Source organism: Tautonia sociabilis (assembly GCF_003977685.1).
Lineage (GTDB): Bacteria > Planctomycetota > Planctomycetia > Isosphaerales > Isosphaeraceae > Tautonia > Tautonia sociabilis.
Map to the genome: position 1 here is coordinate 14,831 of NZ_RYZH01000018.1, position 15,473 is coordinate 30,303.

At 69.6% G+C, this 15,473-nt stretch carries 11 protein-coding genes; 3 read left to right on the forward strand and 8 right to left on the reverse strand.

What is annotated here, in order from left to right; genetic code table 11:
* Positions 1-274: 274 nt before the first annotated feature.
* Positions 275-2,188, reverse strand: a complete 1,914-nt coding sequence (locus TsocGM_RS10815) for an AI-2E family transporter (RefSeq protein WP_126725383.1) — start codon at positions 2,186-2,188, stop codon at positions 275-277.
* A 117-nt stretch (positions 2,189-2,305) separates the two neighbouring features.
* Positions 2,306-3,007, reverse strand: coding sequence for a hypothetical protein (locus tag TsocGM_RS10820; RefSeq protein ID WP_126725384.1), 702 nt, complete (start codon positions 3,005-3,007; stop codon positions 2,306-2,308).
* 281 nt (positions 3,008-3,288) lie between these two features.
* On the opposite strand from TsocGM_RS10820, the gene TsocGM_RS10825 reads away from it, so the two are divergent.
* Positions 3,289-4,329, forward strand: a complete 1,041-nt coding sequence (locus TsocGM_RS10825; protein ID WP_126725385.1) for an aldo/keto reductase — start codon at positions 3,289-3,291, stop codon at positions 4,327-4,329.
* A 197-nt stretch (positions 4,330-4,526) separates the two neighbouring features.
* On the opposite strand, the gene TsocGM_RS10830 is transcribed toward TsocGM_RS10825, so the two are convergent.
* Positions 4,527-5,096, reverse strand: a complete 570-nt coding sequence (locus TsocGM_RS10830) for a hypothetical protein (protein ID WP_126725386.1) — start codon at positions 5,094-5,096, stop codon at positions 4,527-4,529.
* Positions 5,093-5,863, reverse strand: a complete 771-nt coding sequence (locus TsocGM_RS10835) for an HAD-IIA family hydrolase (RefSeq protein WP_126725387.1) — start codon at positions 5,861-5,863, stop codon at positions 5,093-5,095. The genes TsocGM_RS10830 and TsocGM_RS10835 overlap by 4 nt, the downstream gene beginning before the upstream one ends.
* Positions 5,864-6,075: 212 nt before the next feature.
* Here TsocGM_RS10835 and TsocGM_RS10840 point away from each other — a divergent pair, with 212 nt between their 5' ends.
* A complete protein-coding gene (locus TsocGM_RS10840) occupies positions 6,076-7,725 on the forward strand; it encodes a M28 family peptidase (RefSeq protein WP_126725388.1) in 1,650 nt (549 codons plus the stop codon).
* Between the two features lie 710 nt (positions 7,726-8,435).
* Here TsocGM_RS10840 and TsocGM_RS10850 read toward each other — a convergent pair.
* From TsocGM_RS10850 to TsocGM_RS10860, 3 genes are all read right to left on the reverse strand, one after another.
* A complete protein-coding gene (locus TsocGM_RS10850) occupies positions 8,436-9,341 on the reverse strand; it encodes a PP2C family protein-serine/threonine phosphatase (RefSeq protein WP_158633492.1) in 906 nt (301 codons plus the stop codon).
* 267 nt (positions 9,342-9,608) lie between these two features.
* On the reverse strand, positions 9,609-10,325 hold the full coding sequence (locus tag TsocGM_RS10855) for a GDSL-type esterase/lipase family protein (protein WP_126725390.1): 717 nt from the start codon (positions 10,323-10,325) through the stop codon (positions 9,609-9,611).
* 149 nt (positions 10,326-10,474) lie between these two features.
* Positions 10,475-12,517 carry a cation:proton antiporter domain-containing protein gene (locus TsocGM_RS10860; protein WP_158633493.1) on the reverse strand — a complete coding sequence of 681 codons (2,043 nt, stop codon included), beginning with the start codon at positions 12,515-12,517 and terminating at the stop codon, positions 10,475-10,477.
* A gap of 297 nt (positions 12,518-12,814) precedes the next feature.
* Between TsocGM_RS10860 and TsocGM_RS10865 the strand changes: the two genes are divergently transcribed.
* A complete protein-coding gene (locus TsocGM_RS10865) occupies positions 12,815-14,044 on the forward strand; it encodes a glycosyltransferase family 4 protein (RefSeq protein ID WP_158633494.1) in 1,230 nt (409 codons plus the stop codon).
* 13 nt (positions 14,045-14,057) lie between these two features.
* Here the strand turns inward: TsocGM_RS10865 and ribF are convergent, their stop codons facing one another.
* The gene (ribF, locus tag TsocGM_RS10870) at positions 14,058-15,014 is read right to left on the reverse strand and encodes a riboflavin biosynthesis protein RibF (protein WP_126725392.1); all 957 of its coding nucleotides are present in this window, start codon (positions 15,012-15,014) and stop codon (positions 14,058-14,060) included.
* Positions 15,015-15,473 lie beyond the last annotated feature (459 nt).

The window sequence follows — 15,473 nt, forward strand, 5'->3', positions numbered from 1 at the left end:
GTCGTCTCCGATCAGTCGGACGGTGGGCAGGCAGGGCCGCCGGCGAGGCGCTCGATGGGGGGCGAGCGCCGAAGCAGGCAAGCGGCCATCATAACCGATCGGTGGTCCGGTTGCGCGAGCGGAGGGGAGCGAGGAGGACTCGGAACGGCGAGGAACACCGGCGGCTGGCTCGGGAGGAGGAACCACGACCGATCGCTCGGGTGACAGACCCCGGCCCTGGCTGGTCGGGGTCGTCTCGGGTCCGTTCTCGATCGGGCCGGAGGCCGCTCCGGGATCAGCTCGAAGTGGGAGCCCCCCGAGGGTGGTCTCGGCGGGACTGGCGGGTGAGCAGAAGCTCGGGAATGCTGAGCTTCGCATCGGCGATGCTATTGAGAAGGCGATCGGCGCCCATGCGGGAGAGGCGGACGCGGGCCTTCTCGCCGCCGGCCTCTCCCCAGCGGCCGGCCCAGAGCGGGACGTCGGGGTAGAGCGCCTTGAGGCGTCGGACGAGATAGCGGGCGGAGCTGAGGCCGACCGGAGGGAGGTGCGACAGCACGACGACCTGCGGGCCGCCCCCCTCGGAGACGTGCCCGGCGGCCTCCAGCGGCGAGGCGCCCGAGGAGACGACCTCCACCGGAACGCCGCTCGGCCGCAGGGCCAGGGCGAGCATGCGGAGCACCATCGCGTCGGCGTCGTCGTTGCTGGCGACGCCGATCACCTTGCGGCCCTCGGCCGAGGCCAGCCGGCGCCTTGCCTCGTCCTCCTCGACCGAGGTCCGGGCGTCCAGGTCGTCGAGGATCGTCCGGACGATGTTCCAGAGGAACACCTGGTCCTTCTCCTCGATCACCCCCCGGGCTAAATCTCGCTCGGCGTGGGAGAGGGCGGGGATGAGGATCTCGTCGAAGGCGGCCTCGATCGGCTTCCCCTCGTCGAGATACTCCTCGACCACGTCGATCGCCCCGTCTGAATCACGAGCGAGCGTTCGCTGATAGAAGAGCGCGCCGGGCTCCAACACGGCGTCCTCGCCGAGCATCGTGGCGAAGAACCGCAGGGCGGGCACGTACTTGCCCAGCACGGCGAGGCAGACGGTCAGCGGCGTCGACAGCAAGAGGCCCGGCGCTCCCCAGAGCCACGTCCAGAACATGGCCGCGATCAGGAGCCCCACGGCGGTGATCCCCGTCGTCCTCCCGTAGAGAACCGGCTCCAACACGTACTCGGAGAACGCCTCGAAGCTGATGAACAGGACGGCGACCAGGATCGGCTCCTGCCAGCCCTCGCTGAAGACGAACGAGTAGCCCAGGGGCATCAGGAACGCCGTCCACGGGCCGACATACGGGATGAACCGCAGCACGAAGACGAGGAAGCCCCAGAGCACCGCGTAGGGGACGCCGATCAGGAAGAGCCCGATCCCCAGGATCAGGCCGCAGACGGCGTTGAAGAACGAGAAGGTCATCAGATAGCGGCTGATCCGCTCGCCCGCCTCGCCCAGGGTGCGGGTGGTCAGGCTGATGTGGCTGAGGCCGATGACCTGGATGACCCGGCCGAACAGGTCATCGCGCGTGATGAGCATGAAGGCCGTCAGCACCAGGACGATGCCGAAGATCGCCGCCGGCTCCAGCAGCGGGCCGACGGCCGTGCGGAAGCGATCCTGAATCGTCGGCCGCTCGACGACCTCGACCTTGTAGATGGCCGATTCCTCGTCCTCCGGCGTTTCCTCGGGCCTGCCGGAGAAGGGAGGGGGGCCGACCCCGGGCGCCTCGGGAAGCTCGGCGAGGGCGACCCCGGCGTCTTCCCCGTCGGCCCGGTCCGGCTCCAGGATGGATCGGGACATGTCCTCGGCCATGTCTTTCAGCTCGCCGACGGTCGAGGGCTTCCCCGTCCTGACCACCTCGCTGATCTTGCGCTCGATCTCGCCTCGGTGCTCGGTGAGGTCCGTCGCGAGCTGGCCGAGCTGCTGAATCACCACGAAGCCCACACCCCCAAGGGCGCCCAGGGTCAGCACGACGGTCAACACCACGGCGAGCACGCGGGGCAGCCCGCGACGCTCCAGCCATCCGACCAGAGGAGCCAGCACCAAGCTCAGCAGCAGGGCCAGCGCCAGCGGCCGGAGCACCTCGGCCGCGAAGTACATGAAGGCGATGATCGCGAGGATGAGCACGGTCACGATGACCGGGTGGTTCATCCGAATGCGGACGGTGCGGTCGGCCACGGGTGGGGACCTCTCGGCGCCGAAGGGGGGCGAATGGTGACGGTTGGGACAGGGGGGGGGAGGATGATCGTCGAGTCGGGCCGCGCCCCGAAGGGCGGGGCGCGGCCTGTCTCGCGGTCAGGAGCGTCGCACCACGGTCGTCCGGCGGACGCCGATCACGGGCACCGGCACCGGCAGCTCTCCCGAGCCGACCAGCGAGCCGAAGATCACCGACGCCAGCGAGACGATCACGCCCAGCAGCGACCACCAGGCGGCCTCCCGGGAGACTCGGACGACCTGCTCCCGGGTGACGGCGTTGCCCGGGTCCTCGGCGAAGTCCCGGAACCGAGCGATCTGATCGGCGGGGACCTGGGCCCGCTCCATCATCGAGGTGATGCGATCGACGTTCATGCCGCCCCCCTCGACGGCCGCCGGCTCGGCATAGGCGACGGTGGCGCCGCCGACCATGCCGCTGAAGCCGGCCCGGACTCCCGAGGCGAGCAGGCCAAACAGGCCGATGAACAGCAGCCCCCAGAGGATCAGGCCGTAGAGGACGGCCTCCAGCTTGCTCTCTCCCACGGCCAGCCGGCTCGTGGCCCAGCCGCCGAAGAAGAAGGAGATCAGCAGCGTGATCGCCGTGTACAGGGCACCGACGACGCCGATGGAGGCACCCTCGGCGTTGCGGGCGACCGCCTCGCCAAGCAGGGCGACGCCCAGGAGCATCAGCACCGCGTAGAAAGTCACCGCGACCATCGCGCCGGCGAAGATCGCCTGCCAGCTCACCCGGCTGCGCACGGCCAGAACGTCGGTCGGGTCGGGACGGGTCATCTCGTCAGCCATCGGAATTCCCTCGTCGGAGTGTGGTGTCGCGGATCGGGGGAAGATCGTCCCTGATCCTCGTCGACCCCAGACCGGCTCGAGGCCCCGTCCGCCCGACCGGGCGGACCGCGACGGGCCGGCGGTCTGACCGGCGACCGATGCAAGCGCCGTGCCGCTGGCCGGGGCGGCACGGTCCTTGCGGTCGACCGAGCATCCCGAGAGCATGAGGGTGCTCCCCCCGGCGGGGCTGCCCGCTCCGTCGTCGTCACCACAACGAACGCCGAGGACACGAGGACCCAACGATGCATCCGAAGCCGATCGACGCGTCGCCGAACCGTCGCGAGTTCGTTCAGGCCGGCCTGGCCGGGCTGACCGTCGCCGGGATCGTCGGGCCGGCACAGGCCCAGGAAACTCCGAAGAATGACGCCGGCATCCCCCTGCGGCCGTTTGGGCGCCACGCCGACCAGCTGGTGACCATGATCTGCCTCGGCGGCCACCACGTCGGCCGGAACCCGATCGAGGCCGAGGATCTCTCACTCATCCAAATGGCCATCGACGAGGGAATCACCTTCCTCGACAACGCCTGGGACTACCACGACGGCGGTTCCGAGGAGCGCATGGGCAAGGCCCTGGAGCAGGGAAACCTGCGCGACAAGGTCTTCCTCATGACGAAGGTCTGCGCCCGGGACGCCAAAACCGCCCGTGCGCAGCTCGAGCAGAGCCTCCGTCGGCTCCGCACCGACCACCTCGACCTCTGGCAGTTCCACGAGATCAACTACGGGAACGACCCCGAGTGGATCTTCGCCGCCGACGGCGCCCTCTCCGTGGCGCTGAAGGCCCGGGAAGAGGGAAAGATTCGCTACATCGGCTTCACCGGACATAAAGATCCCTGGATCCACCTGAAGATGCTCGGGATGCCGTTCGACGAGTGGGACAGCGTGCAGATGCCGCTGAACGTGATGGACGGCTCCTATCGCAGCTTCCAGAAGAACGTGCTGCCGGTGCTGCTGCAGCGGGGCATCGCGCCGATCGGCATGAAGAGCCTCGGCGGTTCCGGCAAGATCGTCTCCGAGGCCGGCGTGTCGATCGAGGACGCCCTGCGCTATGTCTTCTCTCTGCCGATCGCCTCGCTCGTCTCCGGGATCGAGTCGCCTGAGATCCTGAAGCAGAATCTCGAGATCGTCCGCAACTTCACCCCGATGAGCGAGGACGAGCGCGCCGCCGTCGAGCGCGGCGTGCTCGAGCTGGCCGGCGACGGCCGGTACGAGTTGTTCAAGTCGGCCAAGACCTTCGACGGCCCGTACCATCAGGAGCAACACGGCTTCTCGGTCCAAAACTCCTGATCCCTTGGGTTCGGCGGGGGAGCGAGCGGGACGCTCCCCGACACTTCCCTGCGACGGAACGCGGCCCGATCGACCCTGGGGAACCGGGAGGGCGGGGCTCGGAGGTGGTGAGGCCATCCTCCCGCGATCGACCGGCAAGAGGCGGGGCCGCCGGCCAATGGCCCGGGAGAGACGCGGGAGATCGGAAGGCCCGGGACTCAACCGGCCGGTCGAGCGGGGCCGGGCCACTCCTCCAGGCCCTCCAGCACCCGGGGATGGAGCCCTCCCAGCCGGACGAACGGCCCGGGGGAGGTGGCGGCCTCGATCCCCTCGACCGTGACCAGCGGACGCTCGCCGACCAGCAAGAGCAGGACCAGGAGGACGAAGGCCATCGAGCCGATGCCCAGCGTCCAGGGCAGCGACATCGTCTTCAACGCGATGACGACGAACCAGCCGGCGCCGAAAACGAAGCTGAGCAGGGTGGGGGCGAGCAGCCGTCGGACGATCGACCGATTCCTGCGGTGTCGGGAGCAGAGGCCGACCCAGAGCATCCGCTTCCCCTCGGCGATCAGCTCCAGTCGGAGCCTCGACGAGGCGGGACGCCCGCATCGGGCGCAGTGGGTCGAGAGGTCAGCCGCCCGGCCCATGACGAATTGATCCCCAGCCTTCCAGGCGCTCGCCGCGACGGAACCCATCGGCGACTCCCCCCGGGGGGCCGGCCGGAGGTCGGCCCGAGGCGGGGAGAACGGGTTGTCGTCGTCGGGCAGAATCGGGGGAGGGCGGGTCATGGGAGCTGATCGACCGGAATCTGGCCGACGTCGTCGAACACGTGAGTCGGCCGGTAGGGGAAGGCGTCGATCGCATCCCGGCCGGTGACGCCCGACAGGACCAGGATCGTCCTCATCCCGGCCTCGGTGCCGCCAATGATGTCGGTGTCCATGCGGTCGCCGACCATGTACGACTCGGACGAATGAGCCCCCAGCTTCCGGAGGGCGGTCCGCATCATCAGCGGGTTCGGCTTGCCCACGAAGTACGGCTTGCGCCCGGTCGCCAGCTCGATCGGCGCCACCAAGGCCCCGCATCCCGGTTGCAGGCCGGTTTCCGACGGGCCGGTCAGGTCGGGATTCGTCGCGATGAACCGGGCGCCGCCGAGAATCAGTCGGATGGCGTGCTCGATCGTCTCGTAGTCGTAGCGCCGGGTGTCGCCGACGACGACGTAGTCGGGGTCGCGCTCGGTCAGGTGGTAGCCGACCTCGTACAGCGCGTTGGTCAGCCCCGCCCCTCCGACGACGAAGGCCGACCCCCCCGGCCGCTGCGATCGGAGAAACTCGGCCGTGGCCAGGGCGGAGGTCTGGAAGACGGAGTCGTCGACGTCGATCCCCATCTGGGCCAGCCGGTGCCGCAGGTCGCGCGGGGTCCACTGGCTGTTGTTGGTCAGGAACAGGAAGGGGTGCCCGCCGGCCCTCAGGCGATCGACGAACTCCCGGGCCCCCGGGATCAGCCGGTGCCCGTGGTAGATGACCCCGTCCATGTCGATGACAAAGCTGGCGGCCATGGGCGAGTGCGCTCAAGGTGCGGGGATCGGAACGGAACCAACCCCCATGCTAACCAAGACGCTCGGTGCCGACCACGATCGGTCGGCGCCCGCTCCGAACCGGCTCGATCGCCAGCGAGGGCCTGTCCGAGGAGTCGTCGGTGGGGATATCCTAGGGGCTTCGGTTTCGATGTCGACGATCCGCCCACCCCCAGAGCACGAGATCGCCTCCGATGAACCCCCTGCACCTGACCCCGGCGGCGCTGGCCCTCGGGGCGTCGCTTGCGGCAACCGCCGCCTCGGCCGACGGGCCGGCGGGCGGCCTGTCGGCCCTGGTCGGCTCGGCCCCGGCGGCGGCCTCCATCACCGAGCGGGAGCTGTCCGGGCACCTGCACTTTCTGGCCTCCGACCTGATGAAGGGACGCGACACGGCCAGCCCCGAGATCAAAATCGCCTCCGAATACCTGGCCACCCGTCTCCGATCGTTCGGCGCCGAGCCAAGCGGCGATGTCGAGCAGGGCGAGCCGACCTACTTCGCCCACTTCCCCCTGGAGTTCATCACCCCGCAGGTCGAGGGGACCTCACTCTCCGTTCGCATCGAGGAGGACGGCGCGACCAGGGAAATCAACGGCGTCTTTGAGAAGGACTTCATCCTCGTCCCCCGGGGGATCGCTCCTGGCGAGATCGAGGCCCCGCTGGTCTACCTCGGCTACGGCCGAACCGGCGAAGCAGACGCGCCGAATGATTTCGACGCGGTGGCGGTGGATGGCCGAATCGTCCTGGTGCTCGACGGGCTTCCTCCCGGCGAGGAGGAAGATCAGGAGAACCGAGGGCGGCGGGGGATGGGCGCGAACTCGTTCGCCAAGCTCCAGGAGGCCCGGCAGCGGGGAGCGCTCGCCCTGCTGATCGTCCACCCGTTCGACCTCGAGGAGTCCCAGCCCTACTCCCAGACCAACCCGTTCGCCGTCCGGATGTTCGGAAGACGGTCGATGTCACTCGGCTCGTCGTCCCCCGAGGGGACCCCGATGATCTTCGTCGAGGACCACATCCGGGATGCGATCGATGAGGCCGTCGGGCTCTCGGACGACCCGGCCACTCCCCGGGAACTGTCTGGGGCCACCGCCCACTTCTCGTTCGCGGCCGAGGTCGAGCGCGTCAAGGACCGCAACGTCATCGGCCTGTTCCCCGGCTCCGATGAGGAGCTGAGGAAGGAGGTTGTCATCTACAGCGCTCACTACGACCACGTCGGCGTGATGAACGACGAGATCCACAACGGATCGGACGACAACGCCTCCGGCACGAGCGCCCTGCTGGAGATCGCCGACGCCTTCGGCTCCGGGCCGAGGCCGAGGAGATCGGTCGCCTTCCTCTGGGTCTCCGGCGAGGAGAAAGGGCTGCTCGGCTCTCGGTGGTGGAGCGAGCACATGACTCTGCCCGAGGGATACGAACTCGTGGCGGACATCAACATGGACATGGTCTCTCGGAACGACCCGAACCGAGTGAGCATCACCCCGTCCCCCGACCACCCCGACTACTCAACGATCATCCCCGTTGCCGTCGACGCGCTGGCCGCCGAGGGAATGGAGCCGGACTACGACGCCGACCAGTTCTACGCCCGCACCGATAGCTTCAACTTCGCCCGGATGGGCATCCCCATCATCTTCTTCTTCTCCGGGCTGCACGAGGACTACCACCGCCCGGGAGACGACGTCGAGAAGGCCGACATCGGCAAGGCCTCCCGCATCGCCCGGGCGGCCTACCGCCTCGGCTGGGCCCTCGCCCAGTCCGATGACCGCCCGGCCAGGATCTCGAAGGACGCCGAGGACACCGAGGAAGACGAGGACCAGGCCGACGCCTCCCCCGCCGAGGACTCCGGAGCCTGATCTCGGCCCCCCTCCAACCGGGGATCGGATCGTTGCAAGGCCCGCCGCGAGGACCGCTCGGCCAACGTCCGAGCGTCGATCCACGCGGCGAGCCCTGCCCAGAGGAGGGGAATCGAGCGCTTCCCAGGAGCGCCGGCGCGACGACCCCGGCCCCCGCCGAGATCCCGGAGAGGCCGATGCCTGCCGAGGCTCGGTTGGCCGAATCACGAGGTCGGGAGGTCGGGTCGGTGCTTGACAGGTCGGGGGGTGGTGCGATACCTTCATTCGCATTGAGATTGAGTCTCAGTTGCCTTTCTGGCCGGTTCCGTGTCCTCATCCCAAGGTTCTTGGGGGAGGATCGCCGCTCCAGAGCAGGGGGAAGGCGCCGGAAGCGGAGGCGATCGCGCTTGGGTGACATTCGATCTCAATCTCAAAGTGGCCTTCGCTCCGAAACCGGCGCTGATCCCGCCGGCATCGGGGCGAAGCGGGGGGCTGCGGCGGGAGAGCGCCGCCGGGGCCTTCCGAGGTGGGGGCGGCCTCGGGCCGCCCGTGCCGGCCGTCGAGCCACCGCCGAGGCGTCGGGGGGCCCCGGGCCGAGGCGGTTGGACACGACCGCCGGGGAGGCACTCGTCCGGTTGGTCCGGAGGGTGCGGGACCACTCCCCGGCGGCGTGTCCCCCAAGGGCGATCGGCGCCGCCCGCTTGGGGAGCGCTCGAGGGGAGCCGATGCGATCAGTCGTCCTCAACCAGATAGTGGACGACGATGGCGGAGACGTTATCCCGGCCGCCGGCCTGGAGGGCGGCGTCGATGAGCCGATCACAGGCGTCCTGGGGGTCGTCCGCGGCGCGCAGCAACTCGGCGATGGTGGCGTCGTCGACCAGGTCGGTGAGGCCGTCGCTGCACAGGAGCAGGCGGTCGCCGTCGACGAGGTCGAGGCTCTGCAACTGGGCGTCGATTCCTTCCCCTGGGGAGCCGACGTACTTGGTCAGCACGTTCCGGAGCCGGTGCGATTTGACCTGGGACTGGGTGATCTTGCCGGAGATTGCGAGATCCTGGGCGACGGTGTGGTCCAGGGTGAGCTGCTCCAGCCCGCCGCCGTGCGAGAGGTAGACCCGAGAGTCGCCGACGTGGATCACGAACAGTCGGAGGCCGACGCTGTAGGCGACCGACAGGGTCGTCCCCATCCCCTCCATCGCGGCGTGGCTTGTCGCCCGCTCGTAGACCCTCCGGTTGATCTGACGGAAGTAACGCAGGCAGGTTTCCTTCAGGTCGTCGACCTCGGCCGGGTCGGTGAAGTCGAGGTGCCACTTGTTGGCGTCTCGGACCAGTTCCAGCCCGGCGCTGAGGGCCAGCCGGCTGGCCTCCTCCCCGGAGGCCATTCCCCCCATGCCGTCGGCGATGGCGAAAATGTAACCGATCTCCTCGCGAAGCGGAGGGATGAGATACGGGTCGAGGTTGGTTGACGCGATTTCCAGCTGGCGCCGGATCCGGGCGATCAGGTAGTGATCCTCGTTGTTCCGGCGGACCCGGCCGACGTGCGAGCGCGCCGCGGCTCGGACCTGGACCCGAGGCCCCGAGGCGGTGGGGACGGCGGGGAACTCGCCGGTGTCCGAGAGGGAAGGATCGTGGGTGCTCATGCTCCGGCCCTCCCGACAGGACTCGGGGGCGAGCAACGTCGCTCGCCCTGCCCCTCCGAGGAGGCTAAGGGTGGATGTAGTGGCGGACCGGGCTGATTGCAAGCAAATTCGCCGCGAGGTCGGGTGCTTGCATCCTGCGACGGGGGTCATCCAGTTTCCGGTACCGATCGCGGCCCTGGAAGGCAGTCTATACCACCCGGGGCCGCCGTGTGGACCCCTGGGGCCGAATTCCTCCCAACCGGGGTTCGTCCCGGGCACCGGGGGGGGTCATCGCGATCGGCCGAGCAGGATGGGACGGAGCACCTCGGCCCATTGGGCGTAGCCGAGGTCGTTCAGGTGGAGTTCGTCCTCGACATACAGCTCCGGACGCATCTCCCCGCCGGGGCCGAGCAGCGGGGAGGCGACGTCGACGAAGTCGATCCGATCGTGCTCGGCGGCGAGCCGCTTGAACAGGGCGTTGGCCCGCTGCATCTCGGGCCAGAGGTCGGCCCGGGCCGGGCTTGGCTTGATCGACAGGACGATCAGCGTCGCCTCGGGGGCGATCGACCGGCAGCGATCGGCCAGCCGGAGCAGGTCGTCCCGGACCCGCTCGGCCGACTTGCCGGCGTTGATGTCGTTGTCCCCCTCGTAGAGCACGATCAGCCGGGGGCGATGCGGGGCGATGATCCGATCGGCGAAGTGGATCGCGTCGGAGAGCTGGGAGCCGCCGAAGCCTCGGTTCGTCACCTCGATCTCCGGGAAGCTGGCCTCGAGATCCCAGCGCCGGATGCTGGAACTCCCCACGAACAGGATGCCGCCAGGGGAGGGAGGCCGCTGGCGATCGGCGAGCTCGAAGGCCTCGATCTCCTTCGAGAACCGGGAGGGGTCCGGATCGGGGGGGGCGTCCTGCCCGGCCCTCGCCGTCGCTCCAGGGATCGCCCCAAGCCCAAAGGAGGCAAGGGCGATCAGGAGGGACCGGATCGGGGGGATCGTCGCGATCATCATGCGGGGCTCCTCGGGACGGGGATGGGTCGGCAAAATCGCCGACCATTGGACCTTGGCCCCGGAGCCACGTCGAGGTGCCAGCGGTCCCGGACGCTGTCGGATGACTGGTTTCGGCCGGCGGCTCCTCGAGAATCCTGACCGGGACGGGCTCAGACCGGGGCCCCCCGGCGATCCTGGCCCGCCGGCAAGTCGGTCTCCGGCGCGATCAGGGCGATGGCCCGGTCGAGCTGGGAGCGGTCGCCGAAGAGAACCAGCACGTCTCCGACCCGGATCTCCTGGTCCGGGCCGGGGTTGATCAGGTCGCGTCCTCCCCGGCGCAGGGCGAGGATCGTGGCGCCGGTCCGGGGGCGGAGCTGGAGGTCGGCGATGGTCCGATTGATGACGGGAGAGGAGTCCTTGACGAGGCAGGAATCGACCTCCGCCCCTCCCTCGAGCAGCGACATCGGCATGTCGAGCCGCACGGGTCGGGACGACCGCAGGATTTGATACTGGTCGCTCCGAACGCGGTCGATCAAGTCGAGAATCAGGTTTCGGGGGACCTGGTACTCAACGAGCACGCGATCAAACAACTCGATCGAGGTCACGAAGTCCTCGGGCACGACCTGGTCGGCGCCGAGGCGGATCAGCTCGTCGATGTCGTGGGCGTAATGGGTCCGGGCGACGATGAAGAGGTCGGGCCGGAGGAACCGGGCCATCTGGACGGCTCGGCGGGTGGCCTGGGGGTCGGAGATGACCACGACAAGCATCTTGGCCCGGTTGATCCCGGCGTGTTCCAGCACGGCCGCCCTCGTGCAATCGCCGTAGAGGACCGGCTCCCCTTGCCCTCGGAGCCTTCGGACGGAATCCGGGTTCATCTCCAGGATGACGTAGGGGATGTCGATGCCCCGGAGCACCCGAGCCAGGTTTCGTCCGGCGAGGCCGAAGCCGGCGATGATGACATGCTCGCTCAACGATTCGGCCGGCACTTCCGCCTCCACCGATCGGAGACGGGCCCGCCGCCGATCCGAGAGGCTCCGCACCGGAGGGATCCGCTCCAGGGCGCCGGAGGCCGCCGGGCCGAAGGCGATGAGGATGGGGGTCATCGCCATCGTCAGCACCGCGGCGGCGAGGAAGGTCTGGTAGTCGTCGGCCCCCAGGATCCCCGCCTCCACCCCCCGGCCGGCGAGGACGAACGAGAACTCGCCGATCTGAGCCAGCGACAGCCCGGCCAGGGTCCCGGTGCGCATCGGATAGCCAAACAGCCAGCTCGGCCCGGCCGCCGCCAAGAACTTCAGGGCCAGCAGCGCGGCCACCGTCACCAGCACCAGCGGGAGGTGGTCGGCCAGGTACCTCAGGTCCAGCAGCATCCCCACCGAGACGAAGAACAGGCTGCTCAGCGTGTCCCGGAACGGCAGGACCTCGGCCAGGGCCTGATGCGCGTATTCCGATTCCGAGATCGCCAGCCCGGCGAGGAACGCCCCCAGGGCCAGGGCCAGCCCGGCCCAGGCGGTCAGCAGGGCCATGCCGATGCAGAAGAGGAAGATGAAGATCAGGAACAGCTCTCGGTTTCGCGTCTGGACCACCCGGAGCAGGATCGGGGGGATCACGTATCGAGAGCCGACCAGGATCAGCAGCACGACGCCCACCCCGAGGCCGAGCTGGGCCCAGGGGGAGCCGCGCTCCCCTCCGCTCCCCGACGGAGCCAGCAGCGGGATGGCCAGCATGAAGACCATCACCAGCAGGTCCTGCAGCAGCAGCACCGCCACGGCGATCTTCCCGTGCGGAGTGCCGATCTCCCCCCGCTCCAGCAGCAGCTTGAGCACGACGGCCGTGCTCGACATCGCCACCAGCATCCCCGCGAAGATCGCCGGCCCCCAGGAGCCGAGATACCATCGGGTCGCCAGCGCTGGCACGAGGATGCAGGTGATCACCTGCGGCAGGCCGATGCCGATCATCTCCCGGCCGAGGGTCAGCAGCCGGGAGAGCGAGAATTCCAGGCCGATCGTGAACAGCAGCACCACCACGCCGACCTCGGCCAGAATCTGCACGTCCTCCTGTTCCTCGACCAGTCCCAGGCCCGTCGGCCCGACGACCAGCCCCGCGACCAGCAGGCCAACCACCGTTGGGATCTTCAGCTTTTGAAAGGCGAAAACGACTAGCCCCGCCACGGCGTAGACGATCAGCAGGTCGTAGAGCAGCCCGAAGTGTTCCATCGCATCCGGCCTTTTTCCGCTCCCCGGTTCGCTCCCGCTTCCCATCCCCGGGGGATGGAGAGCCGCCGATCGCACCCTATCACGGTCCCCTCGCCTCGACCAGATCGGGCCACGCTGCTTGCGGTCCTCCCCGTCTCCCCGTTCCCTTCGCTTCTCGACGCCGAGTGCGTTGGCGCTCCGCCCAGCGTCCCGAGATCGACCTTGACCGATTCCCGCTCCTGGGCTACTCACCCCGGGTCGACGGGCGTGCGCGCGCCCCGGCCTCGACCTTCCCAGGGCGATCGGATCGATCCCGACATGGACGACTCCCCGAGCCTCCCGGAGGCCGGTCCCGGCGCCGGTCTCACCCTCTTCATCGACGCCAATCCCCTGGCCGATCGGCACCTGACCGGCATCGGCCGCTACACGGCCCGGATCGTGCTGGCGCTGTCGAGGCACGTCCCGCTTCGCTTCTTCTCCAACGGCAAGGAGCTGATCCTCGGCGGTCCGCTCGACCCGGACCCCGACCAGGACCTCGCCGAGCTGGGACGCCGCATCTGGAAGAGCCGAAGGGTGCCGCTCGGGCCTCCCCCGCCCCGGGGGGCCGGCGTCTTCGGCTGCCTGCGGCCGATCGAGCGTCACTTCCCCGTCGAGCTGAGCATCCTGCACGACTTCACTCCCCTGGTCGTTCCCTGGACGCATTCCGAGAAGACCCGGGGGATGTTCCGCGGCTTCTTCGCCAAGAGCCTGCTCTCGTCGGATCGCGCCCTGGCGGTCTCGCACGCCACGAAGGCGGACGCCGGCTGGCTGACCCCCTTCCCTCAGGACCGGATCGTCGTCTGCCCCTCCGGGCCGAGCCTCTGCGTGTCCCGCCACGGCGACGACCGCCCCGTCGAGCGCCGGCCGAACGTCGGCCTGGTCGTCTCGACCCTGGAGCCGAGGAAGAACGCCTTCTTCCTGCTGGACTGGTTCCGGGAAACCCGGGTTCTGCCCCCCTCGAGCGAGCTCTGGTGGGTCGGGCCCCTCGGCTGGATGACCTCCCGGCGATCGCTGGAGCGGTACCGACGCCTCCCGAACGGCCGCCGGGTCCGCTTCCTCGGCGTGGTGCCCGACACGGAACTCTGCCGCCTCTACCGGACGGCCGGCTGGTCGATCTATCCGTCCCTCTACGAGGGCTTCGGCTTCCCCGTGCTCGACTCCCTCCGCCACGGCACCCCGGTCCTCGCCAGCTACAACAGTGCCCTGAAGGAGTTCGACACCCCCGGCATTTCGTTCTTCGACCCGGCAGACCCGTCCTCGGTCGACGAGGCCTGGCTCGCCTTCCAGGCCCGGGGTCCGGTCGACCTCGCGACGAAATCCCTCGACGAGCGCTACAACTGGGACCGCGTCGCTCGGACGATCATCGACACCCTCTCGGAGGCCCTGGCCGAGAAGGAAGCAGCCGGATCGAGGCGGCATCGGGTCGACGCGCCCCCGCTTCCGGGGGCGGGGCCGATCGCCGGCCTCGCCACCGTTCCCCGAGGGACCGCCAGCTCCGTGATCCCCTGATCTCGTCCCCGAGTCAGTCCGCTGGGCGGCCCTGAGCGGCCGCCGAGGCGATGACCTCCCGGGCCCGGGACACGTCGATCCGCATCTGAGCCAGCAGCGGTTCGAGGCCGGCGAACGTCTCGGTCGGGCGGAGCCGGGCGAGCACATCGAGTTCGAGGCCTCGGCCGTACAGGTCGGCCTCGAAATCGAGCAGGTGGACCTCGACTGTGCGGATCTCGGCGCCGAAGGTGGCGTTCGGGCCGATGTGGACGGCGGAGGGGATCGGCCCCTCGCCGTCGTCGAGGAAACTGACCCCGGCGTACACCCCGTCGGCCGGGATGAGCGTGTCGATCCCGCCGAGATTGGCTGTGGGAACGCCGATCGCCCGGCCCCGGCCCGCTCCCCGAACGACCGTCCCCCGCAGCCGGTGCGGGCGCCCGAGCAGGGCGGCGGCCTCGTCCGCCTTGCCGTCGAGCAGTGCGTGCCGGATCCGGGTGGAGGAGACGATCCGGCCGTCCCGGTCGGCCGGCGGGGCGATCTCGAAGTGGAGGCCGGCCTCGGCGCACCAGTCGTCGAGCGTCTCCACCGTCCCGGCTCGATCTCGGCCGAAGCCGAAGGTTGGGCCCTCGACAATCCCGACCGCCTGGAACTGCTCCCGGATCACCCGGTCGAAGAACTCCCGAGCCGTCAGGCCCAGCAGCCAGGGGCCGGTCTTGAAGACGACGACCTCGTCGGCCCCCGCCCGTCGCATCAGCTCGACCTTGCGTCCGGTCCAGGTCAGCGGGGGAGGCGCCTGGTCGGGGCGGAGCAGGGCGATCGGGTGCGGGTCGAAGGTAAGGGCGACGGCCGGGGCGTCGAGCCGGCGGGCCATCCGGATCAGGCGATCGAGCAGAGCGACGTGCCCGAGGTGGACGCCGTCGAAGTTCCCGATCGAAATGACCGCTCGCCTCAGGCGATCGGGCACCGGCTCCAGACGGTCGACGATGAGCACCGAACGGGGTCCTCGTTGCGGGATCGAGCTTCGGGAGGGCGGGGAGGTCGGGGCCCGACCGGAGTGGGAGGCAAGGGGAGGTCCGTCGGCGGGGGCCGATCAGAAGGGCATTATCGCGGGCGTCGCCGAGGCCGGTCAATGCCGGCCGGTCGGGGGGAGCGGGGCGGGGAGGCCGATTCGGGCGGAAGGAACTGGTTTCCCAGACGGCTGCGTCGTAATAATTGGAGGGGCTTCGAGGGGCTCCCCTTTGAAAGGGGATCCCCGACCGAGATCCCTCGGTCCGGGGCGGTCGCCGGTCCTGGTGGCCGTCGCGGATCTCCCAGGCCCATCGCGACCGGCCCCCCCTCACGGGGAAGGCGCCTGGCGCGGCGATCACCAGAACGACCCGAAGGCCGGCCCTCGGTCCTCCCGATCCGGGGGAGCGCGACTGGGGCGCCGCCCGTCGTCCCCGGCCGGTCG